General features: G+C 66.8%; 26 protein-coding genes and 2 pseudogenes. 2 read left to right on the top strand and 26 right to left on the bottom strand.

The window, feature by feature from the left end; genetic code table 11:
* The 13 genes and pseudogenes from AC5Y47_RS22130 to AC5Y47_RS22070 form a co-directional block, all read right to left on the bottom strand.
* Positions 1–323, bottom strand: a pseudogene (locus AC5Y47_RS22130) (NADH-quinone oxidoreductase subunit M); the annotation flags it as partial.
* A complete protein-coding gene (nuoL, locus tag AC5Y47_RS22125; RefSeq protein WP_499946393.1) occupies positions 317–2,206 on the bottom strand; it encodes an NADH-quinone oxidoreductase subunit L in 1,890 nt (629 codons plus the stop codon). The gene nuoL and the pseudogene AC5Y47_RS22130, both read right to left, overlap by 7 nt.
* Before the next feature lie 9 nt (positions 2,207–2,215).
* Complete coding sequence (gene nuoK / locus AC5Y47_RS22120) at positions 2,216–2,515, bottom strand: NADH-quinone oxidoreductase subunit NuoK (protein ID WP_055580875.1); 300 nt, start codon at positions 2,513–2,515, stop codon at positions 2,216–2,218.
* Complete coding sequence (locus AC5Y47_RS22115) at positions 2,512–3,288, bottom strand: NADH-quinone oxidoreductase subunit J (RefSeq protein WP_499946392.1); 777 nt, start codon at positions 3,286–3,288, stop codon at positions 2,512–2,514. Before AC5Y47_RS22115 ends, nuoK begins: the two co-directional genes overlap by 4 nt.
* Positions 3,285–3,839 (bottom strand): annotated as a pseudogene (gene nuoI, locus AC5Y47_RS22110) (NADH-quinone oxidoreductase subunit NuoI); the annotation flags it as partial. The pseudogene nuoI and the gene AC5Y47_RS22115, both read right to left, overlap by 4 nt.
* Complete coding sequence (gene nuoH / locus AC5Y47_RS22105; protein ID WP_499946397.1) at positions 3,823–5,082, bottom strand: NADH-quinone oxidoreductase subunit NuoH; 1,260 nt, start codon at positions 5,080–5,082, stop codon at positions 3,823–3,825. The pseudogene nuoI and the gene nuoH, both read right to left, overlap by 17 nt.
* A 5-nt stretch (positions 5,083–5,087) precedes the next feature.
* Entirely contained in the window at positions 5,088–7,511 is a 2,424-nt protein-coding gene (locus AC5Y47_RS22100; protein WP_499946391.1) for an NADH-quinone oxidoreductase subunit G, read from the bottom strand.
* Between the two features lie 7 nt (positions 7,512–7,518).
* On the bottom strand, positions 7,519–8,835 hold the full coding sequence (nuoF, locus tag AC5Y47_RS22095) for an NADH-quinone oxidoreductase subunit NuoF (protein ID WP_499946390.1): 1,317 nt from the start codon (positions 8,833–8,835) through the stop codon (positions 7,519–7,521).
* The gene (nuoE, locus tag AC5Y47_RS22090) at positions 8,832–9,602 is read right to left on the bottom strand and encodes an NADH-quinone oxidoreductase subunit NuoE (RefSeq protein WP_499946389.1); all 771 of its coding nucleotides are present in this window, start codon (positions 9,600–9,602) and stop codon (positions 8,832–8,834) included. Before nuoE ends, nuoF begins: the two co-directional genes overlap by 4 nt.
* Positions 9,599–10,897, bottom strand: coding sequence for an NADH dehydrogenase (quinone) subunit D (gene nuoD / locus AC5Y47_RS22085; RefSeq protein WP_499946388.1), 1,299 nt, complete (start codon positions 10,895–10,897; stop codon positions 9,599–9,601). The genes nuoE and nuoD overlap by 4 nt, the downstream gene beginning before the upstream one ends.
* Entirely contained in the window at positions 10,897–11,634 is a 738-nt protein-coding gene (locus AC5Y47_RS22080) for an NADH-quinone oxidoreductase subunit C (RefSeq protein ID WP_499946387.1), read from the bottom strand. The genes nuoD and AC5Y47_RS22080 overlap by 1 nt, the downstream gene beginning before the upstream one ends.
* Positions 11,631–12,185, bottom strand: a complete 555-nt coding sequence (locus AC5Y47_RS22075) for a NuoB/complex I 20 kDa subunit family protein (RefSeq protein ID WP_499946386.1) — start codon at positions 12,183–12,185, stop codon at positions 11,631–11,633. Before AC5Y47_RS22075 ends, AC5Y47_RS22080 begins: the two co-directional genes overlap by 4 nt.
* A gap of 9 nt (positions 12,186–12,194) precedes the next feature.
* The gene (locus tag AC5Y47_RS22070) at positions 12,195–12,569 is read right to left on the bottom strand and encodes an NADH-quinone oxidoreductase subunit A (protein ID WP_499946385.1); all 375 of its coding nucleotides are present in this window, start codon (positions 12,567–12,569) and stop codon (positions 12,195–12,197) included.
* Between the two features lie 387 nt (positions 12,570–12,956).
* Here AC5Y47_RS22070 and AC5Y47_RS22065 point away from each other — a divergent pair, with 387 nt between their 5' ends.
* The gene (locus AC5Y47_RS22065; protein ID WP_499946384.1) at positions 12,957–14,264 is read left to right on the top strand and encodes a PPE family protein; all 1,308 of its coding nucleotides are present in this window, start codon (positions 12,957–12,959) and stop codon (positions 14,262–14,264) included.
* On the opposite strand, the gene AC5Y47_RS22060 is transcribed toward AC5Y47_RS22065, so the two are convergent.
* The 12 genes from AC5Y47_RS22060 to AC5Y47_RS22005 all read right to left on the bottom strand — a co-directional run bounded on the left by AC5Y47_RS22060 (position 14,261) and on the right by AC5Y47_RS22005 (position 24,402).
* Positions 14,261–14,662, bottom strand: coding sequence for an Rv3143 family two-component system response regulator (locus AC5Y47_RS22060; protein WP_499946383.1), 402 nt, complete (start codon positions 14,660–14,662; stop codon positions 14,261–14,263). The two genes, AC5Y47_RS22065 and AC5Y47_RS22060, sit on opposite strands and share 4 nt — an antisense overlap.
* Positions 14,663–14,677: 15 nt before the next feature.
* On the bottom strand, positions 14,678–15,220 hold the full coding sequence (locus AC5Y47_RS22055; protein ID WP_499946382.1) for a YceI family protein: 543 nt from the start codon (positions 15,218–15,220) through the stop codon (positions 14,678–14,680).
* Entirely contained in the window at positions 15,217–15,624 is a 408-nt protein-coding gene (locus AC5Y47_RS22050; RefSeq protein WP_499946381.1) for a nuclear transport factor 2 family protein, read from the bottom strand. Before AC5Y47_RS22050 ends, AC5Y47_RS22055 begins: the two co-directional genes overlap by 4 nt.
* A complete protein-coding gene (locus AC5Y47_RS22045) occupies positions 15,621–15,971 on the bottom strand; it encodes a DUF6285 domain-containing protein (RefSeq protein ID WP_499946380.1) in 351 nt (116 codons plus the stop codon). The genes AC5Y47_RS22050 and AC5Y47_RS22045 overlap by 4 nt, the downstream gene beginning before the upstream one ends.
* A complete protein-coding gene (locus AC5Y47_RS22040; RefSeq protein WP_499946379.1) occupies positions 15,968–16,927 on the bottom strand; it encodes a phosphotransferase family protein in 960 nt (319 codons plus the stop codon). The genes AC5Y47_RS22045 and AC5Y47_RS22040 overlap by 4 nt, the downstream gene beginning before the upstream one ends.
* The gene (locus AC5Y47_RS22035; protein WP_499946378.1) at positions 16,924–18,162 is read right to left on the bottom strand and encodes an acyl-CoA dehydrogenase family protein; all 1,239 of its coding nucleotides are present in this window, start codon (positions 18,160–18,162) and stop codon (positions 16,924–16,926) included. Before AC5Y47_RS22035 ends, AC5Y47_RS22040 begins: the two co-directional genes overlap by 4 nt.
* Before the next feature lie 10 nt (positions 18,163–18,172).
* Complete coding sequence (locus tag AC5Y47_RS22030) at positions 18,173–18,796, bottom strand: TetR/AcrR family transcriptional regulator (RefSeq protein WP_499946377.1); 624 nt, start codon at positions 18,794–18,796, stop codon at positions 18,173–18,175.
* Entirely contained in the window at positions 18,796–19,692 is an 897-nt protein-coding gene (locus AC5Y47_RS22025) for a hydroxymethylglutaryl-CoA lyase (RefSeq protein ID WP_499946376.1), read from the bottom strand. The genes AC5Y47_RS22030 and AC5Y47_RS22025 overlap by 1 nt, the downstream gene beginning before the upstream one ends.
* Entirely contained in the window at positions 19,689–20,894 is a 1,206-nt protein-coding gene (locus tag AC5Y47_RS22020; protein WP_499946375.1) for a CaiB/BaiF CoA transferase family protein, read from the bottom strand. Before AC5Y47_RS22020 ends, AC5Y47_RS22025 begins: the two co-directional genes overlap by 4 nt.
* Positions 20,891–22,066 (bottom strand): alpha/beta hydrolase family protein, encoded by a 1,176-nt coding sequence (locus AC5Y47_RS22015; protein WP_499946374.1) that lies wholly within the window; start codon positions 22,064–22,066, stop codon positions 20,891–20,893. The genes AC5Y47_RS22020 and AC5Y47_RS22015 overlap by 4 nt, the downstream gene beginning before the upstream one ends.
* Positions 22,063–23,172, bottom strand: coding sequence for a homogentisate 1,2-dioxygenase (locus tag AC5Y47_RS22010; protein ID WP_499946396.1), 1,110 nt, complete (start codon positions 23,170–23,172; stop codon positions 22,063–22,065). Before AC5Y47_RS22010 ends, AC5Y47_RS22015 begins: the two co-directional genes overlap by 4 nt.
* Before the next feature lie 258 nt (positions 23,173–23,430).
* Positions 23,431–24,402, bottom strand: a complete 972-nt coding sequence (locus AC5Y47_RS22005; protein WP_499946373.1) for an NADPH:quinone oxidoreductase family protein — start codon at positions 24,400–24,402, stop codon at positions 23,431–23,433.
* Between the two features lie 144 nt (positions 24,403–24,546).
* Between AC5Y47_RS22005 and AC5Y47_RS22000 the strand changes: the two genes are divergently transcribed.
* Entirely contained in the window at positions 24,547–25,077 is a 531-nt protein-coding gene (locus tag AC5Y47_RS22000) for a GNAT family N-acetyltransferase (RefSeq protein WP_499946372.1), read from the top strand.
* A 5-nt stretch (positions 25,078–25,082) separates the two neighbouring features.
* On the opposite strand, the gene AC5Y47_RS21995 is transcribed toward AC5Y47_RS22000, so the two are convergent.
* Positions 25,083–26,285: an acyl-CoA dehydrogenase family protein gene (locus AC5Y47_RS21995; protein ID WP_499946371.1), complete on the bottom strand. Its 1,203-nt coding sequence runs from the start codon at positions 26,283–26,285 to the stop codon at positions 25,083–25,085.
* Positions 26,286–26,291 lie beyond the last annotated feature (6 nt).

Here is a 26,291-nt window from a genome sequence, read left to right as displayed (position 1 = left end):
CCCCCGTCATTCCAGCCCGCGATCAGCAGCAGCGGAATCAGCACCGTGGTCAGCAGCACCAGGATCAGCGCGATGCCGTCCACACCCAAGGTGTAGCCGGCGCCGAAAGCCGGTATCCACTCATGTGATTCGACGAACTGGTAGGTCTTGCCGCCCGGCTCGAAACCGATCACGACGACGAGCGACAGCGCCAGCGTCGCAATGCTGACCACCAAACCCGTCCACTTGGCCAGCCGCCGCAGACCCGGGGGGAGCAGGATGATCAGCACCGAACCGGCCAGCGGCAGCAGCCACAGTGCGCTCAGCCAAGGAAAGTTCACCACAGGTTCACCGCCAACAACGCTCCGGCCAACACGGCCGCGCCCAACAGCATCGACAACGCGTAGTTACGGGCGAAGCCGGTTTGCATGCCGCGCAGGCGATTCGACGTTCGGCCCACCAACGCGGCCAGCGCGTTGACCGACCCGTCCACACCGGCATTGTCGACGGCGACCGTCGCGTGCGTCAGTTGCGCACCGGGGCGCATGAAGACCTCCTCGTTGAAGGCGTCGCCGTAACCGTCGGCCCGCGCGGCCGTCGTCAACACCGACACCTGAGCCGGAGCCACCCGCGGGATCTCGGCCTTGCCGCCGTACCTCCGGTAAGCCACCGCGATGCCGACCACCACGACACCGAGGGCCAGTGATGTGCTGACCCAAGCCGGTATCGCGTGCCCGGCCTCTTCGTGCGCGCCGACCACCGGCTCGAGCCAGTGCTTGAGCGTGCCGCCGATGGCGAACAAGGCGCCGGAGAACACCGAACCGAACGCCAGCAGGATCATCGGCCCCGTCATCAACGCCGGCGCTTCGTGCGGGTGCGACCCAGGCGCCCAACGCTTCTTGCCGAAGAAGGTCATCAGCATCACCCGCGTCATGTAGAACGCGGTGATGCCGGCGCCCAGCAGGGCCGCCCCGCCGAGGACATAACCGCGGACGCCACCGGAACCCAGCGCGGCCTCGATAATCGCGTCCTTGGAGAAGAAGCCCGCGAACGGCGGCACACCGATGATGGCCAGGTATCCGAGCCCGAAGGTGATGAACGTGACCGGGAGAGCCGAACGCAGCGCGCCGTAGCGACGCATGTCCTGCTCTTCGTGCATGGCGTGAATGATGGAGCCGGATCCGAGGAACAGCCCGGCCTTGAAGAAGCCGTGGGTGAGCAGGTGCATGATCGCGAACGCGTAACCCGCCGGGCCGAGGCCGGCGGCCAGCACCATGTAGCCGATCTGGCTCATCGTCGACGCGGCCAGGGCACGCTTGATGTCGTCCTTGGCGCAGCCGATGAATGCGCCCAGCATCAGGGTGACGGCGCCGACGATGACGACGGCGAGTTGCGCGCCGGGAGCCAGGTTGAACACCGGGTTGGACCGCACGATCAGGTAGACACCGGCGGTCACCATGGTGGCGGCGTGGATCAGCGCCGACACCGGGGTGGGGCCTTCCATCGCGTCGCCCAGCCAGGCCTGCAGCGGAACCTGGGCGGATTTGGCGCAGGCACCCAGCAGCAACAGCAACCCCATCGCGTTCAGCACCCCGGTGCTAGCCGAGTGAGCGTCGGCGAACACGCCGCTGTAGGACACCGTGCCGAAGGTGGCGAACATCAAGAACATGGCCAGCGCCAGGCCGGCATCCCCGACCCGGTTCATCACGAACGCCTTCTTGGCCGCCGTGGCCGCCGACGGCTTGTGGTACCAGAAGCCGATCAGCAGATACGACGCCAGGCCGACGCCTTCCCAGCCGACGTAGAGCAACATGTAGTTGTCCGCCACCACCAGCAGCAGCATCGAAGCCAGGAACAGGTTGAGGTAGCCGAAGAATCTGCGACGATCGGGATCTTCGGCCATGTAGGCGACCGAATAGATGTGGATCAGCGATCCGACGCCGGAGATCAGCAGTACGAAACACATTGACAGCTGGTCGATCTGCAGCCCGAAGTCGACTTGCAGACCACCCACGGGAATCCAGCTGAACACGGTCTGGTGGATGGTGCGGTCTTCGGCGGCACGACCCAGCAGGTCGGTCAGCAGCGCCACGCCGACACCGAACGAGGAAAGCGCGGCCAGGGTGCCCAGCCAATGTCCCCAGGCGTCGGTGCGCCTACCGCCGAACAGCAGAATGGTGGCACCTGCCAGGGGGAGCGCCACCAGCAGCCAGGTGTAGTGAATCATCTTGGCGTGTCAGCCTTTGAGTAGATTCGCGTCGTCGACCGACGCCGATTTGCGGGCACGGAAAATCGTCATGATGATGGCCAGGCCGATCACCACCTCGCACGCGGCGACCACCATCGTGAAGAACGCGATCATCTGCCCGTCCAGCTTGCCGTGCATGCGCGCGAAGGTGACGAACGCGAGATTGACCGCGTTGAGCATCAGCTCGACGCACATGAACATGACGATCGCGTTGCGCCGCAGCAGCACACCGGAAGCCCCGATGGTGAACAGCAGTGCCGAAAGGTAAAGGTAGTTGGCCGGATTCACGATCGGGTTCCCTTGACGGATTCGGGGGACGGGGTTTCGAGTCCGTCGGCACCGCGAGTGCGCAGGATCTTCGAGACCGACAACTCCGAGTAGGAGCCGTCGGGTAGCAGCGCGGCCACGTCGACGGCGTTGTGCCGCGCGTAGACGCCCGGGTTGGGCAGCGGAGTCGCGCGCCCGCCGGGACGGAAGCGTTCCTCGGCGAGTTCGCGCTGGGTCTTGCGGCGCTCGAACCGCTCACGGTGCGCCAGGATCATGGCCCCGACCGCGGCGGTGATCAACAGCGCGCTGGTGAGCTCGAACGCCCACAGGTAGCGGGAAAAGATCAGTGCGGCAAGGCCTTCGACGTTGCCGCCGGAATTTGCGGCGCTCAGACCGGAAAAGCCGCCGGTCGCCACGTTGCCGATCGCCGCGATCAGCAGGACGCCGAATCCGACGCCGGTCGCCACGCCGGCGATCCGCTGTCCGCGCAGTGTCTCCTTCAGCGACTCGGCTGAGTCGACGCCGATCAGCATCAGCACGAACAGGAACAACATCATCACCGCGCCGGTGTACACCACGACTTGAACGACGCCGAGGAACAGCGCGTCCTGGGCGATGTAGAACACCGCCAGGATGAGCATCGTCATCGCCAGATACATCGCCGAGTACACGGCGTTGACGGCCAGCACCACGCCGAGCGCGCCGATCAACGCCACGGTGCCCAGCACCCAGAACATCACCGCTTCGCCGGTGGAGGTGCGAACAAGCGCGTCGGCCGCCAGATAGCTGATCACCGGGCATCCCCGACTTCCTGGTTCTGCCGCAGACCGTTCGCGGTCACGTTGCCCAGGTAGTAGTCCTTGTCGGTGGCGCCTTCGGTCCTGGGATGCGGCGGGGCCAGCATGTCCTGCAACAGCGGGGCCAGCAGGCGGTCTTTCTCGTAGATCAGGTCGGCGCGATTGTCGTCGGCCAGCTCGTAGTCGTTGGTCATGGTCAGCGCCCGGGTGGGGCAGGCTTCGATGCACAGGCCGCAGCCGATGCACCGCAGATAGTTGATCTGATACACCCGCCCGTAGCGTTCACCCGGCGAGAACCGCGCCTCCTCGGTGTTGTCGGCCCCCTCGACGTAGATCGCGTCGGCAGGGCAGGACCAGGCGCACAACTCGCAGCCGATGCATTTCTCCAGCCCGTCGGGATAGCGGTTGAGCTGATGACGTCCGTGGTAGCGCGGCGCGACCGGGCCGGGCTTCTCCGGGTATTCCTCGGTGATGTTCTTCTTGAACATCGAGGTGAACGTCACCTTGAATCCGGCCAGGGCGTCCAGAATTTTAGCCACGTGCCGTCTCCTTGCTCGCACCAACTGGCTGTTCGAGTTTCTTCAAGGGCAGCGGCGGAACGGGGAACGCCGGTTCGGCCGGGCTCTCGTCGAGTTCCCTGCGGCGCCGCCGCTCTCGTGCCCGCGGACTGGGCGCGCTGAACGGCTTACGCAGCGTCAGCAGCAACACCACCCCGACGACCAGGCTGCTGACCACGAGCAGCGTGGTCCAATGCTCGAATCCCTGATTACGCGACCAGCGGATGACGGCTGCGATCATGATCCAGCCCAGCGAAACCGGGATCAGCAGCTTCCAGCCCAGCGCCATGAACTGGTCGTACCGGAATCGGGGCAGCGTGGCCCGCAGCCAGAAGTAGATGAACAGGAACAACCACACCTTGCCGGTGAACCACAGCAGTGGCCACCAACCGTGGTTGGCCCCGTCCCAGAGATTGATCGGCCACGGGGCGTGCCAGCCGCCCAGGAACATGGTGGCGGCCAGCGCAGAGACCGTCGTCATGTTCACGTACTCGGCGAGCATGAAGATCGCGAACTTCAGCGACGAATACTCGGTGTGGAAACCCGCGACGAGTTCACCCTCGGCTTCGGGCAGGTCGAAAGGCGCCCGGTTGGTCTCGCCCACCATCGAGATCAGGTAGGTCAAAAACGACGGCAGCAGCAGGAAGATGTACCAGACCCGGTCCTGGGCGGCGACGATCTGTGACGTCGACATGGTGCCGGCGAACAGGAACACCGCCGCGAAGGACAACCCCATCGCCACCTCGTAGGAGATGACCTGGGCGGTCGAGCGAACACCACCGAGCAGGGGATAGGTCGAACCCGACGCCCAACCGCCCAGCACGATCCCGTACACACCGATCGCCGACAGGCCCAGGATGAACAGCACAGCGACCGGAAGATCCGTCAGCTGCAACGGAGTCCAGTGGCCGAAGACCGACACCTCGGGACCCATCGGAATGAAAGCGAACGCGGTGAACGCCGGAATCGCCGAGATGGCCGGTGCCGCGAAATACACGAACCAGTCGATGCCCTTGGGGGTGATGCTTTCCTTCAGTGCCAGCTTGACGCCGTCGGCCAGGCTCTGCAGCGTGCCCCACGGTCCCGCCCGGTTCGGCCCGGGCCGCAACTGCATATAACCCAGGATCTTGCGTTCCAGCAGGATGCCCACCAGCACCGTCAACACCAGGTACGCGAAGATGAAAAGCGCCTTGCCCAGCACCAGCCACCAGGTGTCGTGTCCGAAGGCGCCCAGTCCGGTCATTCTCCCGCTCCGATCTTGACGACGCTGCCGATCGTCACGCCCAGCTCTCGGTGCACCGCCGAACCGGGTGAGTTCAGTGGCAGCCACACCACCCGGTCGGGCATGTCGGTGATGTTGAGCGGCAACGTGATCGAGCCGCGCGCGGTACTGACGGTGACGGATTCGCCGGCGGCGGCACCGATCTCGGCCGCGGTGGCCGGCGACAACCGAACCTCGGGTTTGCGCGCGGTTCCGGCCAGATGCGGCTCGCCGTCTTGGCCTCGACCGGCGTCCAGCAGCAACCGCCAACCGGTCAGCACCGCTTCCCCCGCGTCGGGTTGTGCGGGTTCGCCGGCCTCGACGCGCGGCGCGGCGGCGTGCTTACCGTCCCAGCTGCCCAGTGCCGCCAGTTCTTCGCGGGCCGACTCGACGCTGGCGCAGCCGAGGTAGATGCCCATCTCGTCGGCCAGGGTGTCGAGCACCCGGTGGTCGGATTGCCCGGCCTGCAGGGTAGTGCCGCGGAAGACGGGTTCGAAGCCGCGGTAGCGACCTTCCCAGTTGACGAATGCGCCGGCTTTCTGCGTGGTGGGCGCGACCGGGAACACCACGTCGGCCCGCTCGGTGACCTCGCTGTGCCGCAATTCGAGGCTGACGACGAACGGCGCCGCGTCGAGTGCGTTCAAAACCGCGGCCGGGTCGGCGAAGTCGCCGGGTTCGATGCCGCCGACGAGCAGGGCGCCCAGTGTCCCGTCGGACGCGGCCGCCAGGATGCCGTCGACGTCGCGCCCTGGGGTGGAAGGCAATTCGTCCACATGCCAGGCAGCGCGGACCTGGTCGCGGGCGGCGTCGTCGGCGACGGGACGCCCTCCGGGCAGCAGTCCGGGCAGGGCTCCGGCTTCCAGCGCCCCGCGTTCCCCGGCGCGCCGCGGCACCCAGGCCAGCCGCGCGCCGGTGGCGTCGGCCAGTCGGGCCGCGGCAGACAATCCGCCGGGCACGGTGGCCAGACGTTCCCCGACCATGATGACCGCGCCGGGCGTGCTGAGCAGGTCACCCAACTCTCCGGTCGCCAGGCCGTCCAGCGCCTGCGGTTCGGCGCCCGGTGCGGTCTGCAGCAACCGGCCCGACATCTTCTTCAGCGACCGGGTGGCGAACGGTGCGATGGCGTACACGGGGACGTTGTTCTTGCGCGCACCCTTGCGCAGCCGCAGGAACACCGAGGGCGACTCGTCTTCGGGCTCGAATCCGACCAGCAGAACCACCGGCGCCGATTCCAGGTCGGAGAAGCTGACCGTGATCGGGCGCCCGGCGATGCGCGCTGTCAGGAAATCGGTCTCCTCGGCCGAGTAGGGCCGGGCGCGGAAGTCGATGTCGTTGGTATTCAATACAATTCGCGCGAACTTGGCATAGCCGTAGGCGTCCTCCCAGGTCACCCGTCCGCCGACCAGCACGCCGGTGTTACCGCGCGCGGCTTGCAGTCCCTGTACCGCCGCGACGATCGCGTGCGACCACGACGCCGGCACCAGCTCCCCGGAGGAGTCCCGGATCAGCGGCGTGGTGAGCACGTCGCGTTGCGTGGCGTAGGTGAAGGCCCAGCGGCCCTTGTCGCAGATCCATTCCTCATTGACCTCGGGGTCGTCGCCGGCCAGCCGGCGCATCACCTTGTTGCGGCGGTGGTCGGTGCGCTCGGCGCAGCCCCCCGCGCAGTGCTCGCACACGCTGGGGCTCGAGACCAGGTCGAACGGCCGGGCCCGGAACCGGTAGGAGGTCCCGGTCAGCGCGCCCACCGGGCAGATCTGCACGGTGTTGCCGGAGAAGTAGGAGTCGAACGGTTCGTTGGCGTAGATGCCGACCTGCTGCAGCGCGCCGCGCTCCTGCATGTCGATGAACGGGTCGCCGGCGATCTGGCTGGAGAACCGCGTGCAGCGCGCGCACAGGATGCAGCGTTCGCGGTCCAGCAGCACCTGGGAAGAGATGTTGATCGGTTTGGCGAAGGTACGTTTGGGGTCGGTGAACCGAGATTCCGCGCGGCCGTTGGACATTGCCTGGTTCTGCAGCGGGCACTCGCCGCCCTTGTCGCACATCGGGCAGTCCAGGGGATGGTTGATCAGCAGCAGTTCCATCACGCCGTGCTGGGCCTTGTCGGCGGCCGGCGAGGTCAGCTGGGTGCGCACCACCATGTCGTCGGTGCACACGGTGGTGCACGACGCCAGCGGTTTGCGCTGACCTTCCACCTCGACCAGGCACTGGCGGCACGCACCGACCGGGTCGAGCAGCGGGTGGTCGCAGAACCGGGGGATCTGGATGCCCATCAGCTCGGCGGCGCGAATCACCAAAGTGCCCTTGGGGACGCTGATTTCGACGTCATCGATGGTCAGGGACACCATCTCCGGCTGAGCCAGGCCGTCGCCGGTCTTGTTGGTCGCATCAGAGGTCGTGGTCATCGGGAGCTCATGCCTTTCCGTCCAGCGAGAGCATCGAGTCTCGGGGGTCGAACGGGCATCCGCCTCTTTCGACGTGTGCGACGTACTCGTCGCGGAAGTGCTGCAGCGACGACATCACCGGGCTGGCGGCGCCATCGCCCAACGCGCAGAACGACTTTCCCAAGATCGCGTCGGAGATATCGAGAAGTTTGTCGAGGTCTTCACGGGTGCCCTGCCCGTTTTCGAGCCTCGCGTAGATCTTGTCCAGCCAGAAGGTGCCCTCCCGGCACGGGGTGCACTTTCCGCACGACTCGTGCTTGTAGAACTCGGTCCAGCGCCGCACCGCCCTTACCACACAGGTGGTTTCGTCGAATATCTCCAGCGCCTTGGTGCCCAGCATCGAGCCCACCGCGCCGACACCTTCGTAATCCAATGGCACATCGAGGTGTTCGTCGGTGAGCAGCGGGGTGGACGAGCCGCCCGGCGTCCAGAATTTGAGCCGGTGCCCGGCGCGGACTCCGCCGGCATAGTCGAGCAGCTCACGCAGCGTGATGCCCAGCGGCGCCTCGTACTGCCCCGGGTTGGTCACATGGCCGGACAGCGAATACAGCGTGAAGCCAGGCGATTTCTCGCTGCCCATGGACCGGAACCAGTCGACACCGTTGAGGATGATGGCCGGGACACTGGCGATGGTCTCGACGTTGTTGATCACCGTCGGGCAACCGTAGAGGCCGGCGACGGCGGGAAAGGGCGGCCGCAGCCTCGGCTGGCCGCGGCGACCTTCCAGCGAGTCGAGCAGCGCGGTCTCCTCGCCGCAGATGTAGGCACCCGCACCGGCGTGCACCACCAGCTCCAGGTCGAAACCGGATCCGCCGATGTCGCGGCCCAGGTATCCGGCGGCGTAAGCCTCGGCCACCGCGTTCTGCAGGCGCCGCAACACCGGGACCACTTCGCCGCGCACGTAGATGAACGCGTGGCTGGCGCGGATCGCGTAGGAGGCGATGATGACACCCTCGATGAGCACGTGCGGGGTGGCCAGCATCAGCGGAATGTCTTTGCACGTACCGGGTTCGGACTCGTCGGCGTTCACCACCAGGTAGTGCGGCTTGGCGGCGGCACCGGTGTCGCCCTGCGGGATGAACGACCATTTGGTGCCGGTGGAGAAGCCGGCGCCGCCACGGCCGCGCAGCCCGGAGTCCTTGACCGTCCCGATCACGTCGTCGGGATCCATGGACAGGGCTTTCTTCATGGCTTTGTAGCCGTCATGACGTTCGTACGTCGCAAGCGAAAACGATTCGGGGTCATCCCAATACCGGCTGATGACCGGCGTCAGCGGAGTGGTCACGACTCGGCTCCCGGGGCCGCGGTCGCCTGCATGTCGTTCTCGCGCGCCACCCGCAGCCCGGCCAGGGTGGCCGCACCGGCGCCGCCCTGTCCTTCGTCGGGGCGTTCGTCGCGCAGGCCCGCCAGGATGCGCGAGGTCTCGCGGAACTTGCACAGCGGCGCCCCTCGGGTGGGCGCCACCGGCTCACCGGAGCGCAGCGAATCCACCAGCCCGCGCGCAGATTCGACGGTCTGGTTGTCGTAGAACTCCCAGTTGACCATCACCACCGGCGCGAAATCGCAGGCCGCGTTGCACTCGATGTGCTGCAGGGTGACCGATCCGTCGGAGGTGGTCTCGTCGTTGCCGATGCCCAGGTGTTCCTTGAGGTCCTCGAAGATCGCGTCGCCGCCCATCACGGCGCACAGCGTGTTGGTGCAGACACCGACCAGGTAGTCACCGGTGGGGCCGCGGCGGTACATCGTGTAGAAGCTGGCCACCGCGGAAACCTCGGCGCCGGTGAGGTCGAGTTGTCGCGCGCAGAACTCCAGCCCGGCCGGTGTCAGGTAGGAATCCTCGCCCTGCACCAGGTGCAGCAACGGCAGCAGCGCCGAACGCTGGTTGGGGTACTTGCCGATGATCTCCTTGGCTTCGAGCTCCAGCCGGGACTCGACCTCCGGCGGATACGACTGCGGCGCGCCTTCCACGACGAACTGGTTGGGTTCTTCGGGAGGCGGTCCGAGTCTGATGAAAACCCGTTCGCCACTGCCGGATACGTTGGGTTCGCTCAACGGTCCACTCCGCCCATAACCGGGTCGATGCTGGCGACGGCGGTGATCAGGTCCGCGACCATGCCGCCCTCACACATCGCCGCCACTGCCTGCAGGTTGGTGAAAGACGGGTCCCGGTAGTGCACCCGGTAGGGGCGGGTGCCGCCGTCGCTGACCATGTGCACGCCGAGTTCCCCGCGTGGTGACTCGACGGCCACGTAGACCTGGCCGGCGGGCACCCGGATGCCCTCGGTGACCAGCTTGAAATGGTGGATCAACGCTTCCATCGAACCGCCCATGATCTTGGCGATGTGCTCGGGTGAGTTGCCCATTCCGTCGGGGCCGACGTAAAGGTCTGCGGGCCAAGCGATCTTGCGGTCCTCGACCATGGTCGGGCCGGGCTTGAGCTTGTCCAGGCACTGTTCGACGATCTTGATCGACTCCCACATCTCTTTGACGCGAATGATGTAGCGCCCGTACGCATCACAGGTGTCGGCGGTGATGACGTCGAAGTCGTAGTCTTCGTAGCCGCAGTACGGCTCACTCTTGCGCAGGTCGTGCGGCAACCCGGTGGAACGCAGGATCGGGCCGGTGATACCGAGTGCCATGCACCCGGTCAGGTCCAGGTATCCGACATCCTCGGTGCGGGCTTTCCAGATCGCGTTCTCGTTGAGCAGGTCGCCCATTTCGCGCAGCGGTTGCCGGAGCTGCCGAAGCGCTTCGGCGATGTCGTCCACCCCGTTGGGCGGCAGATCCTGGGCCAGGCCGCCGGGACGGATGTAGGCGCTGTTCATCCGCAGCCCGGTGATCTGCTCGAACAGGGTGAGGATGATTTCGCGGCCCCGGAATCCGACGAACATCGGTGTCATGGCGCCCAGCTCCATGCCGCCGGTCGCCAACGCCACCAGGTGCGAGGAGATCCGGTTAAGTTCCATCATCATCACCCGGATGACATTGACCCGCTCCGGGATCTCGTCGGTGATGCCGAGGAGTTTCTCCACGCCCAGGCAGTAGGCCGTTTCGTTGAAAAACGGTGACAGGTAATCCATTCGGGTCACGAAGGTGACGCCCTGCGTCCAGTAGCGGTACTCGAGGTTCTTCTCGATCCCGGTGTGCAGGTAGCCGATTCCGCAGCGCGCCTCGGTGACCGTCTCGCCCTCGATCTCGAGGATCAGCCGCAACACCCCGTGGGTGGACGGATGCTGGGGACCCATGTTGACGACGATGCGTTCGCCGGGGTCCGCGTTACGGGCGGCGTCGACGACCTTGTCCCAGTCCTGCCCGCCGGCGACCACGAGCGTTTCGGTTGTGCTCATCAGTTGTAACCCCTGCGCTCGTCGGGCGGAGGTATCTGCGCGCCCTTGTACTCGACCGGGATTCCGCCTAGCGGGTAGTCCTTGCGCTGCGGATGCCCATGCCAGTCGTCGGGCATCTCGATGCGGGTCAGCGACGGATGTCCGTCGAAGATGATCCCGAAGAAGTCGTAGGTTTCGCGCTCGTGCCAGTCGTTGGTCGGGTAGACGTCGAACAGCGACGGGATGTGCGGATCACTGTCCGGCGCAGACACTTCCAGCCGCAGCCGCCGGTTGTGGGTGATCGACTTCAACGGGTAGACGGCGTGCAGTTCCCGCCCGGTCTCGTTCGGGTAGTGCACCCCGTTGACACCCAGACACAGTTCGAACCGCAACTCCGGTTCGTCGCGCAGCCGCCGGGCCACCTGCGGCAGCAGATCCCGGCGCACGTTCAGGGTCAGCTCGTCGCGGTAGACGACGACTTTCTCTATTGCGTCGTCGAACTCGATGCCGTCGCGTGCCAGGGCCTCGCCCAGTCGGTCGGCGATGTCGTCGAAGTAGCCACCGTACGGGCGGGGGGTGTCGCCGGGCAGGGCGATCTCGCGCACCAGCCGGCCGTATCCGGAGGTGTCACCGGTGCCGCGAACACCGAACATGCCGTGGCGAACGGCGATGACTTCCTGCCCGTCGGCCGGGAAATCCGTCTTCGGGGCGCCGGGCGTCAACGCCGCACCCTGCGGGTCTTTTTCCGGTGAGCTCATCGCAGCAGTCCGCGCATTTCGATGGTCGGGCGCGCCGACATGGCCGCCTCTTCGGCTTCGGCGATTGCGCGTTCCCGGTTGACGCCGAGCGGCATCTCCTGAATCTTCTCGTGCAGCTTCAGGATTGCGTACAACAGCATCTCGGGCCGCGGCGGGCACCCGGGCAGGTAGATGTCCACCGGCACGATGTGGTCGACGCCCTGGACCACCGCGTAGTTGTTGAACATTCCCCCCGACGAGGCGCACACGCCCATTGCCAGAACCCATTTGGGCTCGGCCATCTGGTCATAGATCTGCCTCAGCACCGGCGCCATCTTCTGGCTCACCCGTCCCGCGACGATCATCAGGTCGGCCTGGCGCGGCGTCGCGGAGAACCGTTCCATCCCGAACCGGGCGATGTCGAATCGGGGGCCGGCCGTCGCCATCATCTCGATCGCGCAGCAGGCCAGTCCGAACGTCGCCGGCCACAGCGAGTTCTTGCGGACATAGCCCGCCACCTTCTCGACTGTCGACAGCAGAATTCCGCCGGGCAGCTGTTCTTCCAGTCCCACTTTGCTACCTCAATCCCACGTCAGGCCGCCGCGGCGCCACACGTACGCATAGGCCACGAACACCGTCAGCATGAACACCACCATCTCGACCAGCGCGAAAGTCCCCAGCGAGTCGAAGCTGACCGCCCACGGATAGAGGAACACGATCTCGATGTCGAAGACGATGAACAACATCGCGGTCAGGTAGTACTTGATCGGAAACCGTTGACCGCTGGCGTTCGGACCGCCCGCGGAGGTGTCCGTCGGCTCGATCCCGCACTCGTAGGCCTCGAGCTTCGACCTGTTGAAGCGGGTCGGGCCGGTGATGCTGGCCAGGAATACCGAGCCGACGGCGAAGGCTGCGGCGATGGCCGCCAGCACCAGGATGGGTATGTAGACGTTCAACTCGCTCCACGATCCGTCGTATGGGCCGCCCGCGCAGCGGCCAGGGCGGTGGCTGGGCTGGTTGTGACGGACCGGGCATGTGGGCCATCACAGTGACCTTCAACATAGTCTCGCGACGGCCGAAGCTCGTGGCCGGGGTCAAGCTCTTGGACAAGTCATGGGCGACGGGCGGCCGAGGTGGGCGGCGTCGATACCGCGCCGCGTGGGCCCATGGCCCCGAAATGTGCCGCACGGTCCTGCCGACGCTCTTAACCAGGCAAAATATGGCCGATTCTTTCGACCGGCAGACTCGGCGGAGCGCTAGTTGTTACCCTTACCACTGGACTGCTGCGGGGTTCTTGCGGGTCAGCAGCAACCGCTGACGGCCGATCTGGAAGGACGAAAACTGTGACCTTTCCCACGTTGCCGCCGGAGATCAACTCCTTGCGAATGTTCCTCGGCGCGGGTAGCGGTCCCATGTTGCAGGCGGCTGCGGCCTGGGACGGACTGGCCGCGGAGCTGGCATCGGCCGCCGACTCCTTCGGCTCGGTGATCTCGAACCTGGCGGGACAGGCGTGGCAGGGCGCGGCATCTGCGGCGATGGCGGCTGCTGCGGCGCCGTACGCCGGTTGGTTGGCGGCGGCGTCCTCGCAATCGATGGGGGCCGCCAGCCAGGCGCGCACTGTCGTCAGTGCCTTCGAAGCGGCCCGCGCAGCCACCATTCACCCCAGTGCAGTGGAGCAGAACCGCAACGCGTTCGTGCAGCTGGTGATGTCGAATCTGTTCGGGCAGAACGCGCCGTTGATAATGATGGCCGAGAGCATCTACGAGGAGATGTGGGCTCAGGATGTGAGCGCGATGACGGGGTATTACGCCGGCGCCGCGGCGGCGGCCGCGCAGGTGGTGCCGTGGCAGACGGTTTTGCAGAGCTTCCCGGCGCTGACCGCTGGTCTGGCGGGCGGACTCAGCGCAGCCGCGCACGCGGGTTCGGGGACCGGCGCCGCGGCGGGCGCGGCCGGGGGCGCCCCGGCCGCTGCCGGACCGGTAGGCGCCGGCGGTGCCGCCGCGGCGGCGGGCGGCGGTGGCGGCGGGAGCGCTGCTGGGGGCGTCGGAAGCGCCGACGCGGGCCTGGCGCCGGCCAGCTACACCGCCGGTGACCCGTCGGCATACACCGGCGGCGGCGCGGCAGCACCCGCGGCCGCAACCAGTGCCGCGGCCACCGCCGCGAATACCGGAGTCGCGAGTCCGGGGTTTGCCGGCATGGGCATGATGCCGATGGCGATGGGCGGCCTCGCCATGGCCGGGTTGCTCGGCGACAGTCCGTCGGTGCCGGTTCTCGCCAAGTACGGAGACCCCGAAGAGTCCGAGAAGAAGGCCGTCGAGCAGACCTCGGAAGAAGTGTCGGCGGAGGCACCGGACGCCGCCGAAACGCCGGCGGCCGAGGTGCCGGCGATGACCGTGCTGCCGACGGCGGCACCTGGCATCGCCGCGCAGGCGGCCCCGGGCGCGGCACCGGCGCAAACCGCTCCCGCGACGGCATCCGGGATTCCGCAGTCGGGTCTACGCGCGGCGGCCAAGCCGGCCGGGGAAGCCGCGTCGCAGGACGAGGAAGCCGTCGAGAACGTGGCCACGTTGCGGCCGGCGATCGCCCCCGGTGAGTTTCACGCTCGGGCAGAAGAAGAGGAAGAAGCCCCGCGGGTTCAGCTCCGCGGCTAGTGCGTGAGCGCTCGCAGCAGGCTGAGCACCGTGCGACCCAGCACGATCGGGTCGAGGGGATGCGGCACCGCCGCCTCGGCGCGTGACCAGTTGGCCAACCACGCGTCGTCCGGCCGTCCGGTGAGGACCAGGATCGGCGGGCAGCTGGACAACTCGTCCTTCAGCTGCTTGGCGATACCCATACCGCCCGTCGGCGTCGCTTCCCCGTCGAGAATGGCGAGGTCGATGCCGCCTTCGTCCATCGTCCGGATCACCATCGGGCCGGTTGCGATCTCGACGTAGCTCAACTCGGGCAGGTCGGGGTGCAGCCGTTTACCCAGGGCTTGCATCACCTGCTCCCGGGTCTGGACGTTGTCGCTGTAGACGAGAATCTTCAGGGGGCTGCTGGAGTCGGGCACGGTCCAGATGGTAGATCACGCGATTCCGGCGGACCGCACGAAGACGGCTTCTGACGACACGGTGACGGTGTTGGCCATGACGCCGAGTTTGTTCCAGTCCACGTCGAAACGGGTCCGGTCGAGCTGGGTTTCACCGTGTATCCGCACTGACCCGTCGTCCAGCTCGGTGATCCGGACCGGCAACAGCACCGGCTCGCTGACGCCTTTGATGGTGAAATTCGTCTGCAGTTCGGCGGACTTCCCGGTCGTCGGTTGCAAGCCGGTGACCAGGATCGTGATGTGCGGGAAGCGCTGGGCGTCGAAGAAGTCGGCGGACAGCAGGTGCCGGTCCCGACGGCGGATGCCGGTGCGCAACGAGGCGACCACGATGGTGAGCCGGCCCGAAATGGTGCCTTCGTCGGTGAGGCGTCCGTCGCCGCTGATCTTGGTGAACTTGCCCTTGACGGGCAGCACGCCCCACATGTTCTTGATCTTGAATCCGACCGACGACCGGTCGGGTGCCAGGTTCCAGGGCCCGGTGGTCTCGGGATCGGTGAGCAGCGTCTCCAGCGTCGTCATCGTCGGTCCTCGTGCCGGTCCAGTAGCGGGGCGAGTTCCTCGGGGTTGAAGTACTCGTCGATACGGTTGATAAAACCGTTGTTGTCCAACTTGATCACGATGCAAACCCGCAGCGAGATCGACTGCCCGGCGTGCCCGCTGGCGCGCAGGATGTGCTGTTGGACGAATCCGGTGTCGAAGACCTGCCGATCGAGGATTTCGTAGCTGCGCTCGGTGGTGGCCGAGATGAACCAGTTGATCACCCGCAGCGCGCGGGCCTTGTCATCGCACTTTCTGGGGTCGCGGTGTCCGTCCGTCCGCCATACCGCGATGTCGTCGCTCCACATGTCGGCCACCTCGTCGCAGTCGCCGCGTTCGATGGCGGCGAACAGGCGATCGGCGGCCTCGAGAACGGCATGGCTCATGGGGCGGGCTCCTCTGGTGCGTCGTATCCGGGATGGGCGGCGGCCAGCCGATGGCGGACCAGGGTGCGTAGCACGGCGGTGACGTCTTGGGCGTGCTCGTCGAAGTCTCCGCGCCGGATGGCGGCGGTCAGGGCGGCTTCGTCCGGGAACCCCAAGTCCGTCAGCGCCGCCCGGACGTCGGATTCGTCGGGTTCGAGCAGTTCTCGTTCGACCATGCGCAACGCGTTGGCGGCCACCCGGGCGTGGAAGTTGACCGGTCCGCTGGTCGCCTCGCGGACCTCGGTCTCCAGGAATTCGGCGACGGCGGCGACGAGTTCGGCGGCCGTCGGCCGGCCGTGCAGACTCACGACGCTTCCTCGAGTAGGTCCAGCAGGTCCCACTCGTTCTCGCAGACGCGCCGGCCGATGGTGGCCAGTTCGACCGAGCGGGTCTGCCCGCTCAGATGCCGCTCGGCCTGGTAACGGCAGATGATCCCCCACCGCAGGGTGGCCAAGACCAGCCACCACCGGAACGTCGGGCGATCGACGGTCGAACCGGCGGCGTCCTCGTAGCTGCGCAGGAAACTTTCGATGCTGCCCAGCCCGCCCGCCGCGCGGCTGGGGGGCGCGCCGAACCGCCAGGCGCGCACACAGAACCAGGCCAGGTCTTCGTAGCTCTCTCCGGCGTGCACCAGCTCCCAGTCCAGCACGGCGGCCAGCTCGGATCCATCGACGATCAGGTTGCCCATCCGGAAATCGCCGTGCACCAGCACGGTGGGGGAAGGCGTCGACGGCCGGTTGGCTTCCAGCCAGCGGAACGCCCATTCGAAGGTGGCGGTGGTGTCACCCATCTCGTCGAGCCGTTCGCGCCACTGGCCGACGGGATCTTCCTCGGTGAGCCCGGGTATGTCGGGGTCGGCCCGGTGAATGGCGGCGATGGCCTGCGCGCACTGGTGCAACAGCCGCTGTGGGTCGCTGAGTTGCCGGTAGATGCGCCGAACGATGGTCTCGCCCTTGATCTCTTCGCAGATGAGGAACGGATTGCCCAGGGCGCCTACCGAATCATCGGCGATCAGCACGTGCGGAACCGGTGCGCCGGCGGCTCTGGCGGCGGCTTGGGTGCGGGCTTCCAGCTCCATGCCCGCGTGGACGTCATCGGGCGGGCCGCTGCGCAGGATCAGCGCGCGCCTCTCGGCGTCTGTGACGGCGTCGAACGCGTAGGTGGTGCGGCTGGCGCCGCCGGTGAGCACGCGCAGGTTCTCGACGGTCACCGGCTGGCCGGTTACCCCCGCCAACAGCGCGGCCAGGTCCTCGGCGAGGGTCATTTCTTGCCGAACTTGAACAGCCGCTGGGCGACTCGGCGGATCTGGATCTCCTCGGCGCCCTCGGTGATCCGGTAACGACGGTGATGGCGGTAGATGTGTTCGAGTTGTTCGTGGCGGCTGTAGCCGATGCCGCCGAGCACCTGCATGGCCCGGTCGGCGGCTTCGCACACCAGGCGGTTGGCGCGGTAGTTGGCCATCGACACCTTGTCGGAGACCTCCATGTGGTGGTTGTCGTCCAGCTGGGTGGCCGCGTAGTACACCAGCAGCCGCACCATCTGCGCTTCGGTCTGCAACTCCACCAGCGGCCACTGCACGGCCTGGTTCACTGCCAGCGGCTTGCCGAACACGATGCGTTCACCGGCGTAGGCCACCGCGCGGTCGATGCAGTACTGCGCGGCGCCCAGGCTGCTGGCCGCCTGCCGAATCCTGTTCTCGTGCAGGAAGGTCTGGCCCACTTCCAGGCCGCGGTCCACCTCGCCGAGCACCGCGTCGGCGGGCACCCGGACATCTTTGAGTTCCACCTCCGCGTGGTCGGTGGGCATGTTGAACGTCCACCAGTAGTACGGGATGGTGAAGCCGGGGGAGTCGCACGGCACCAGGAACGCGCTGATGCCACGGGCCTGTCCGGGCTCGCCCGAGGTGCGGGCGAACACCAGATCGTGGCTGGCGCGATGCACGCCGGTGTTGAATCGCTTGGCGCCGTTGATGACCCAGTCGTCGCCGTCCTTGACCGCGGTGGTCTCCAACCAGGTGGCGTCCGATCCGTGGCCGGGTTCGGTCAGTCCGAACGCCATCGAGCGCTCGCCGGTGATCAGCGCCTCGGTCCACTCCTGCTTCTGTGCGTCGGTGCCGAACCGGTCCATCATGATGACCTGCGGGAAGTTGCCGACGATCGACGACTCGTCCTGCAGGTCGTTGTGCAGCCCGAGACCCTTGTGCGCCAGGTGTTCCCGGATGAGGGCCATGTCGATGTTGCTGCCGTCGCGGCCACCGAACTGGGCGGGCAGGCCGTAGCGCAGCCAGCCTGCCCGGTCCGCGCGCCTGCGCATCTCGCCGAGCAGGTCCTCCCATTCGCGACGGGGGATGCCACCGTTGTCCCAGTCGGTGCGGGCGTTCTCCCGGCGATGGTCGAAGTACTGGATGTTCTCGCGTTCCAGCGGTTTGATCTCGGTCTCGATGAACTCGTCCATCTCCGCGAGCAGTCCCGGAAGATGTTCTGGCAGAGCGAAATCCACGTTGTTATCCTTACTTTCCGTACAGGGTTTTCTTCCAGATCCGCGACAGCAGGGCGATGGCGTCCTCGTCGGTGATCGTGACGCCGAGTCCTTTTCGGGGGTCTGGCTTGCCGACGAACACCGTGGTGAAGTTCTCGAACAGCAGGGCAATCGCCGCCGCGGTGTGTTCCGGGTTCAGTTCGGTGCCGTACCCCTGCTCCTGGGCGCGGTGGACCGATGCCGCCACGATGTCCATGCCGAACCGGCGGAAGTCGTTCTGCACCTTGGCAAACCGCTGCTGGGTCGCGGCCAGCTGGGCCACCGCGATCATGATGCCGATGTTCTGTTTGAACATGTTCCAGTAACCGGTGACGGTCGTGGTGAAGAACGTGTCGTCGTCGGGGGAGGAGGGCAGGTCGACGCTGGATCCCGATGGTTCGACGACGTCATGCAAAAACGACTCCGCCAGCGCGGCCAGCAGGTCTTCCTTGTCGGTGAAATACCGGTAGAACACCGCCGAGGACTTGCCCGCCGCCGAGGTGATGTCAGCCAGCGTGGTGCCGTGAAAACCGCGCTCGGCGAACAGCTTCCGGGCCGCCAGCTCGATAGCCTGACGGGTCTGTCGCCCCTTGGCGCTCACCAGCTCGGCGGGCATCAGCCGCGGATCCGGTCTCCGGCGCGCAACAGTGCGCTGGGCAGGTCATGCCCCACAGCCGATCTCGCAACCTCCGCCGCCGCGATCGCGGCCGCCAGGTCCACGTCGACCTCGAATCCGCTGTCGGTCAACAGGTACACCAGGTCCTCGGTCGCGATGTTGCCGGTGGCTCCCGGCGCGAACGGGCAGCCGCCCAGGCCGCCGACCGACGCGTCCAGGCGGGTGACGCCAGCGGTGACCGCGGCATACGCGCTGGCCAGCCCGGAACCGCGGGTGTTGTGGAAATGCCCGCCCAGCGGCAGGTCGGCGATGACCGGACTCAGTTGCGCGACCAGCGAACTCACCCGGCCGGGCGTGGCGGTGCCGATGGTGTCGGCGATGCAGAACCGGTCCACGCCGTGCGAGACCGCGGCCGCACCGATGTCCAGGACGCGCTGCGCCGGGGTGGGCCCGTCGAACGGGCAGTCCCACGCGGTGGCGACGATGACCTCGACGGCCGCGCCGCCGTCGTGGGCGATGGCGACGATGTCGCCGATCTGGTCGGTGGCCTCGGCGCTGGAACGCCCGACGTTGGCTTTGCTGAACGCGTCGCTGGCGGCCACCACATACTCGATCGAGCGCAGTCCGGCCGCGATCGCGCGTTTGGCGCCGTTGGGACTGGCCACCAGGGCGGAGAATTCGATCTCCGGGAAGTTGTGCAGTTCGGCGGCCAACTCGGCGGCATCGGCCATCGACGGCACCTTCGTCGGAGAGACGAACGCGGTGGCTTCCACCTCACGTACCCCGGTGGCCGCCACGGCGGCCAGCAGTTCCAGCTTGGCCGACAACGGGATCGGCTGCTCGATCTGCAGGCCGTCGCGCAGTGCCACTTCGCGAATGTCTATGTGGGCGTTCACAACACCTCCTCGGCGACCCATTGGGCGATGTCGTCGGAGCTCTTGCCCAGCAGGCCGGCGTAGACGTCTTCGTTGTGTTGCCCCGGCCGCGCCGGACCGGCGTTGCGGACCGCACCGGGGGATTCCGAGAGCACCGGCACGATTCCCGGGCCCAGCACTTCCCGGCCGACCCGCTCGTCGTAGTGCGGCACCAGCATGTCGCGCGCCCGCAGTTGCGGGTCGTCGACCACCTCGGCGACCGTGTTGATCGGTCCGGCGATCACCCCTGCGGCGGAAAGGGTTTCGATGATGTCAGCCGGCTGGCGCCCGGCGGCCCAGGCGCCGATGATCTCGTCGAGTTCGTCCTGGTTGCGGCCTCGGGCGCGGTGGGTGTCGAATCGTTCGTCGGTGACGAGTTCGGGACGTCCCATCGCCTTGCACAACCGGGCGAACACGGTGTCCTGGTTGGCCGCGATCACCACCCACGAGCCGTCGGCGCTGCGGTAGATGTTGGACGGGGCGATCCCTTCCAGCCGGGTGCCCGACGGTCCTCGCACCACGCCGCCGACGTCGTAGTCGGGAATCGTGGATTCCTGCACGGCTAAACAGGATTCGGTCAGCGCGACATCGACGACCTGACCTCTACCGGTGACGCCGCGGCGGTGCAGCGCAGCCAGGGCGCCCTGCGCGCCGAACATGCCGGCCAGGGTGTCGCCCAGGGACAGCGCGAGCCGGGGCGGGGGGCCGCCGGGGAAGCCGTTGAGGTGCCGCAGCCCGCTGGCCGCTTCGGCGACCGAGGCATAGCCCGCCTTGTGGGCGTCCGGTCCGGTCTGGCCGTAGCCCGACACCCGGACCAGGATGATGCCCGGATTGCGGTCACTGAGCACGTCGTAACCCAGGTTCCATTTTTCCAGCGTGCCCGGGCGGAAGTTCTCGACGATGATGTCGGACTTGTCGACGAGGTCCAGGAACAACTCGCGTCCGCGGGGCTTGCGCAGGTCGAGGGTGATGGCGCGTTTGTTGCGGGCGTGCACGGTCCAGAAGACGCGATGTCCGTCGACTTCGGCCTGGCCCCAGGTGCGCAGCGGGTCGGGGGCGTTGGGTGGTTCCACCTTGATGACGTCGGCGCCCATGTCGCCCAGCAGCCGGCCGGCGAACGGGCCGGCGATCAAGGTGCCGAGTTCGAGCACCCGGATGCCGTCCAGCGGGCCGGTGGAGGTCATCCGGCGCTCGCGAAGTCGTGCCGGTTCAGCCAGTCGGTGACGATGTCGACGGCTTGGCGCAGTTTGTCACGCTGGTCGGGTCCCACGTAATAGTGTGTCGCGCCGGGGATTTCGTACATCTCCTTGTCCGGGTGCCCGATCGCCTCGAAAAGCCGCCGGGTGTGGCTGGGTGTGCACGCGTCGTCGCCCAGGTTACCGATCACCAATGCGGGGATCGCCAGGTCCTTGCCGCACGCCACGCCGTCGCCCCGGGCGTCGTCGTAGCTCCACTGCGACAGCCAGCCGCGCAGGGTGGAAAACCGGGCCAGCCCGACCGGGCTCATGTTCACCACCTGCGGATCACCCAGGTAGCAGGTGCCCGGTGTGCGTTCGTTGGGGTCGACGGTGGGATCCAGCCAGCGCGGGTCGGCCATGGTGCCGTGCACGACGAAGGCGAACTCGTCATCCGGGCGGCCCGCCGCCTTCAACTCCTGCAGCTTGTCCTTCGCCCACGCGGTGATGCGCCGGTTGCGTTCGATCTGCGCGTTGCGGTAGCGGACCAGGAACTCCTCGCTGTAGGGCGGTTGGTTCGGGTTGTCCGGGTTGTACAGGTCCAGCTCGGGGTCGCGGTTGCTGGGATCGGATTCGTCCAGGATCGACGCATCCAGCCATTCGGTCAGCGTGCCGTGGCGGCTGATGTGCGCGGCCAGCAACATGATTCCGTCGGCGGGCGGCAGGTCGAGCTTGGTCAGGTCGGGGCCGTCCCCGGACGGGCTGGAGGTGATCGTCGGGTGCTGCGCCTGCTGCTGGTAGAACACCGACAGGGAGCCGCCGCCGCTCCAGCCGGCCAGGACCACTTTCTGGTAACCCAACCGGTTCTTGGCGTCCTTGATGCATTCGCCGAGGTCCTCGACCACCTTCTCCATCAGTAGCGCGGAGTCGGTGCCGCGGAACCGGCTGTTGCAGTAGATGACATGGTGACCGGCCCGGGCCAGGGCGTTGATCATCGGCAGGTAGGCCCCGCCGCCGATCGGGTGCATGAAGACCAGCACGGTGTCCGACGGGCGGTCCTTCGGCTTGAGCAGGTAGCTCTCCAGGACGGTCAGCTCGGCCACCCCGCCGTAGACGTCTCGTACCGCCGAATGGTTCTGGAAAGCAACGAGATAGGGGATTCGCTCGTAGTCGTACTTCACTGGTGCTGTCCTAGGTCGTTGGCGAGTATTTCGGGTGACGGGGTCAGCCGGCGCCGGGTGTCGATGGCGATCACCTGCCAGTCCACCCGTTGATAGTCGTCGAACTTGCGGCGCGCCCGTTCGCGAGCTTTCTCCGGCGCCCCGTGGTGAACCCCTTGCGGCGCATGGGAGATCAGGCCCGGCGGCATCGGGATGCCGTACAGCGAGCCGCCGTGGAAGAACGCGATCTCGTCGTAGTCGACGTTGCGGTGATACCACGGGGTTCGTTCGGTGCCGGGGATGCCCTCGGCGGGTTTGGGCAGGAAGTTCATCACGTACACGCCGGTGGCCTGCATGAACAGATGCACGGTCGGGGGCAGGTGCACGCTGTCGGAGGTGACGACGTTGTAGTCGGCGATGTTGAAGGTGAACGCGAAGTTGTCGCCGCGCCAGCCTTCGACGTCGATCGGATTGTGTTGGTAATAAAGAGTGGTTGTCGACCCGGCATCCGGCATGTCCCGATGGATCAGCCGCACTTCGTACTCGTCCCGGCCGTCGTCGTCGAGCGCCACCGGGTCCGGGATCACGGCCTGCGACGGGTCGAACGGGAAGTGCCGGCCCAGCGCACCGGGTGGCGGCACCCGGAACTCGTCGGTCGCCTCGATCATCAGCAAGGTGGTTTCGCCGTCGGGTATCTGGCGCCAGGTGGTCGCTTTCGGGAGGTACACCCAGTCGCCCGGCCGGTAGCGCAGCGGGCCGAACTCGGTTTCCAGCAGTCCGGCGCCGTCGTGCACGAAGCACAGCAGGTCGCCGTCGACGTGGCGGGTGTAGAACGGCATCTCCTCCTGCCGGCGGCTCAGCAGCACCCGGCAGTCGGGGTTGCTGAACATCAGCAGCGGTCCACCGCCTGCATCGGTGGCGTCGCTGGGTTTGAGCTGGTCGGCCAGCACGTCCACCGGTCGCAACGGTCCCACCGCGCGGTAGGCGGTGGGGTCGTGGCGGCGGTAGATGTTGGCGGTGCGACCGGTGAACCCGCCGCGGCCGAGTTCGTCGTCCTTGAGGCCGTCGAGGTCGGCGTGTACGCGTTTCGGTGTCCTGCCTTTGCGCAGGTGAATGAAGGATTCCACGGCGGCCTCCAAGACTCTGTCGAGCAGACGCAAACTCGCATGGTTGCGGACCAAATTGTGCGATTTTGCGTCTGCTCGCGCGGGGACGGGCTCATAAAACTAAAAGTGACATTAGTTTCTCTTTTGCCGGGATGCAAGCACAGGCGGTGCCGCCGGGACTTCTCGGTCACGAGGGTCCCCAAAATGCCAGAAAACCGGTGCTGCGCCGTACATTTGCGGACGCTCGCGGGATCAATCGCGTCGCGAACTGCGCACGCTCTAGTCGCGGATGCGCAGTACGACTTTCCCCTTGGCCGAGCGGTTCTCCAGTGACGCCACCGCGGCGGCGGCCTCGGCCAACGGGTACACGTCGGGTTCCGGCGGTGCCAGCTTGCCCGAGGCGAACAGTTCCTCCAACGCAGCCCACTGTTCGTCGAGTGCACCCGGATGCTTGCCTGCCCACGCGCCCCAACCGACCCCGACCACGTCGATGTTGTTGAGCAGCAACCGGTTTACCTTCACCGTGGGGATCTCGCCACCGGTGAAGCCGATCACCAGCAACCGTCCCGCCGGGGCCAGGGAACGCAGTGAATCGGTGAACCGGTCGCCGCCCACCGGGTCCACCACAATGTCGACGCCGCGGCCGTCGGTGAGCTCTTTGACCGCGTCTTTGAACCCGTCGGCCAGCACCACATCGGTGGCACCGGCCGCCGTCGCGATCTGTCCTTTCTCTTCCGAGCTGACCACCGCGATGACGCGGGAGGCGCCCAACACCGGCGCCAGGCGCAGCGCCGACGTGCCGATGCCACCGGCGGCCCCGTGCACCAGCACCGTCTCACCGGTCTGCAACCGGCCGCGGGTACTCAGCGCGAAGTACACCGTCAGGTCGTTGAACAGCACCCCGGCGCCCGCCTCGAAGCTGACGTTGTCGGGCAGCTTGAACACCCGGTCCGGGCCCAGCACCGCGACCTCGGCCATCGCCCCGGTCAGCATGGTCAGTCCGAGGACCCGGTCGCCGGCTTGCACGTGCGCCCCGTCGGGCGCCGAGCGGACCACTCCGGCGATCTCGGCACCCAGCACGAACGGGGGATCCGGCCGGTACTGGTAGAGACCGCGGGTGAGCAGCGCGTCGGGGAAGGCCACTCCGGCGGCGTGCACGTCGACCACCACGCCGTCGCCGGTGGGTTCGTCGACGTCTGTCACCTCGATCGCGTCCGGACCGTCCAGTCGAGTCACCTGTGCCGCGCGCATGCCAACCTCCAAGTCGATTCCCGCCTGCCTCAATCTAGAACTCCGCATCGTGGTGGCGCCGGGCGGTAGGCCGGTCTCGGGCTAACCTCGAGCGGTGGATCGCTTCCCTTTTGGTCGCTGCGGCGTTGTGCGACTGGCCGGCTGATGTCGTTGGTTCGCACCGCCACCGTTGCTGATGCTGCGGCGTGTGCCGAGATTTACCGGCCCTATGTGCTCGATACTCCGATCACCTTCGAAACCGAAGTGCCGACGGTGCAGGACATGGCCGATCGCATCGAAGCCGCTGTCGACGGCTACGAATGGCTGGTGCTCGAGGTCGACGGGATTGTCACCGGCTATGCCTATGCGAGCCAGTTTCATCCACGTTCGGCCTACCGGTGGGTGGTGGAGACCAGCGTCTATCTGGCGCAGGATCGCCAGCGATCGGGCGGCGGGCGGCTGCTGTACACCGAACTGCTCAAACGTCTTCCCGGACATGGGTTCCGCAGAGCATTCGCCTGCATCGCCCAGCCCAACGAGGCCAGCAACGCGTTTCACGAAGCCTTCGGGTTCCAGCCGGTCGGGCTTTTTCGTCGGGTCGGATGGAAGCTCGACACCTGGCACGACGTGCAGTGGTGGGAACTGGATCTGGTGGACCCCGACGACGAAGTCGACCCGCCGGCGGAGATCGGCTGAGTCCGCTACTTCAGTTCGGCCGAGGACAGGCCCAGCAGGCGCCGGGCGACCACCAGCTGCTGAATCTGTTGGGTGCCTTCGAAGATGTCCAGGATCTTGGAGTCGCGACCCCACTTCTCCAGCAGTGTCTGCTCGGAATAGCCGGTGGTGCCGGCTAATTCGACCGTCTTCAAGGTGACGTCGGTGGCCATTCGGCCGGCCTTGGCCTTACTCATCGACGCTTCCTTGGAGTTGGGGATGCTGTTGTCGGCCTGCCAGGCTGCCCGCAGCGACAGAAGATAGCTTGCCTCCCAGTCCGATTCCATGCGCAGGAACTCCGCAGCGGCCGCACTCTGGGCGTGCGCCGGCCGGTCGTAGTCGATGTCGACGCCGGCATTGGAGAGGATCTTGCGGATTTCCTCCAGTGCGGCCCGGCCGACGCCGACGGCCATCGCGGCGACGATCGGCCGGGTGTTGTCGAAGGTCTCCATCACACCGGAAAAGCCCTTGCCCACTTCGATTTCCGGATTGCCCAGGATGTTGTCCTTGGGGATGCGCGCGTTGTCGAACCGGATCACCGCGGTGTCCGAACCCTTGATACCCAGCTTGTGCTCGAGGCGTTCAACGGTGACGCCGGGATGCTCGCGCGGCACGACGAACGATTTGATGGCCGCGCGTCCGACCGACTTGTCCAGCGTCGCCCACACCACGATGTGGGTAGCGCGGGAACCGGCGGTGACGAAGATCTTCTCGCCGTTGATCACGTACTCGTCGCCGTCGAGGCGGGCGGTGGTGGACACCGCGGCCGAGTCCGAGCCGAACCCCGGCTCGGTGATGGCCATCGCGGCCCACACCTTGCCGAAGCGTTCCAGTTGTTCCTCGGTGGCGACGGCGGAGATGGCCGCGTTGCCCAGGCCCTGGTAGGGGATGGACAGCATCATCGCCAGGTCACCCCAGCTGGCTTCGAGGGTCTGCACCAGCGCGGCCATGTTGGCGCCGTTGTGGTTGTCGTCCTTGCTCTCCGCACCGCGCAATTCACCGGCGCCGGCGAAACTGAACGACTCGGACGCCCCCTCGAAGAGGTTGATCAGGGTGTCGAGCTCGACCGGGTAGGCGTGCTCTTTCAGGTCGTATTTGCGGGCGATCGGCCGGACCAACTCCGCGACGCCCTGGTGGGTCTTGGTGATGACGGCCTGCAGCTTGCCCGGTAGCTCGAGATTGATTGCCATGATTGA

It is taken from the genome of Mycobacterium sp. NGS22, from assembly GCF_059813095.1.
The sequence above is the reverse complement of the archived record's forward strand: the minus strand, read 5'-3'. Positions and strand labels throughout refer to the sequence as shown.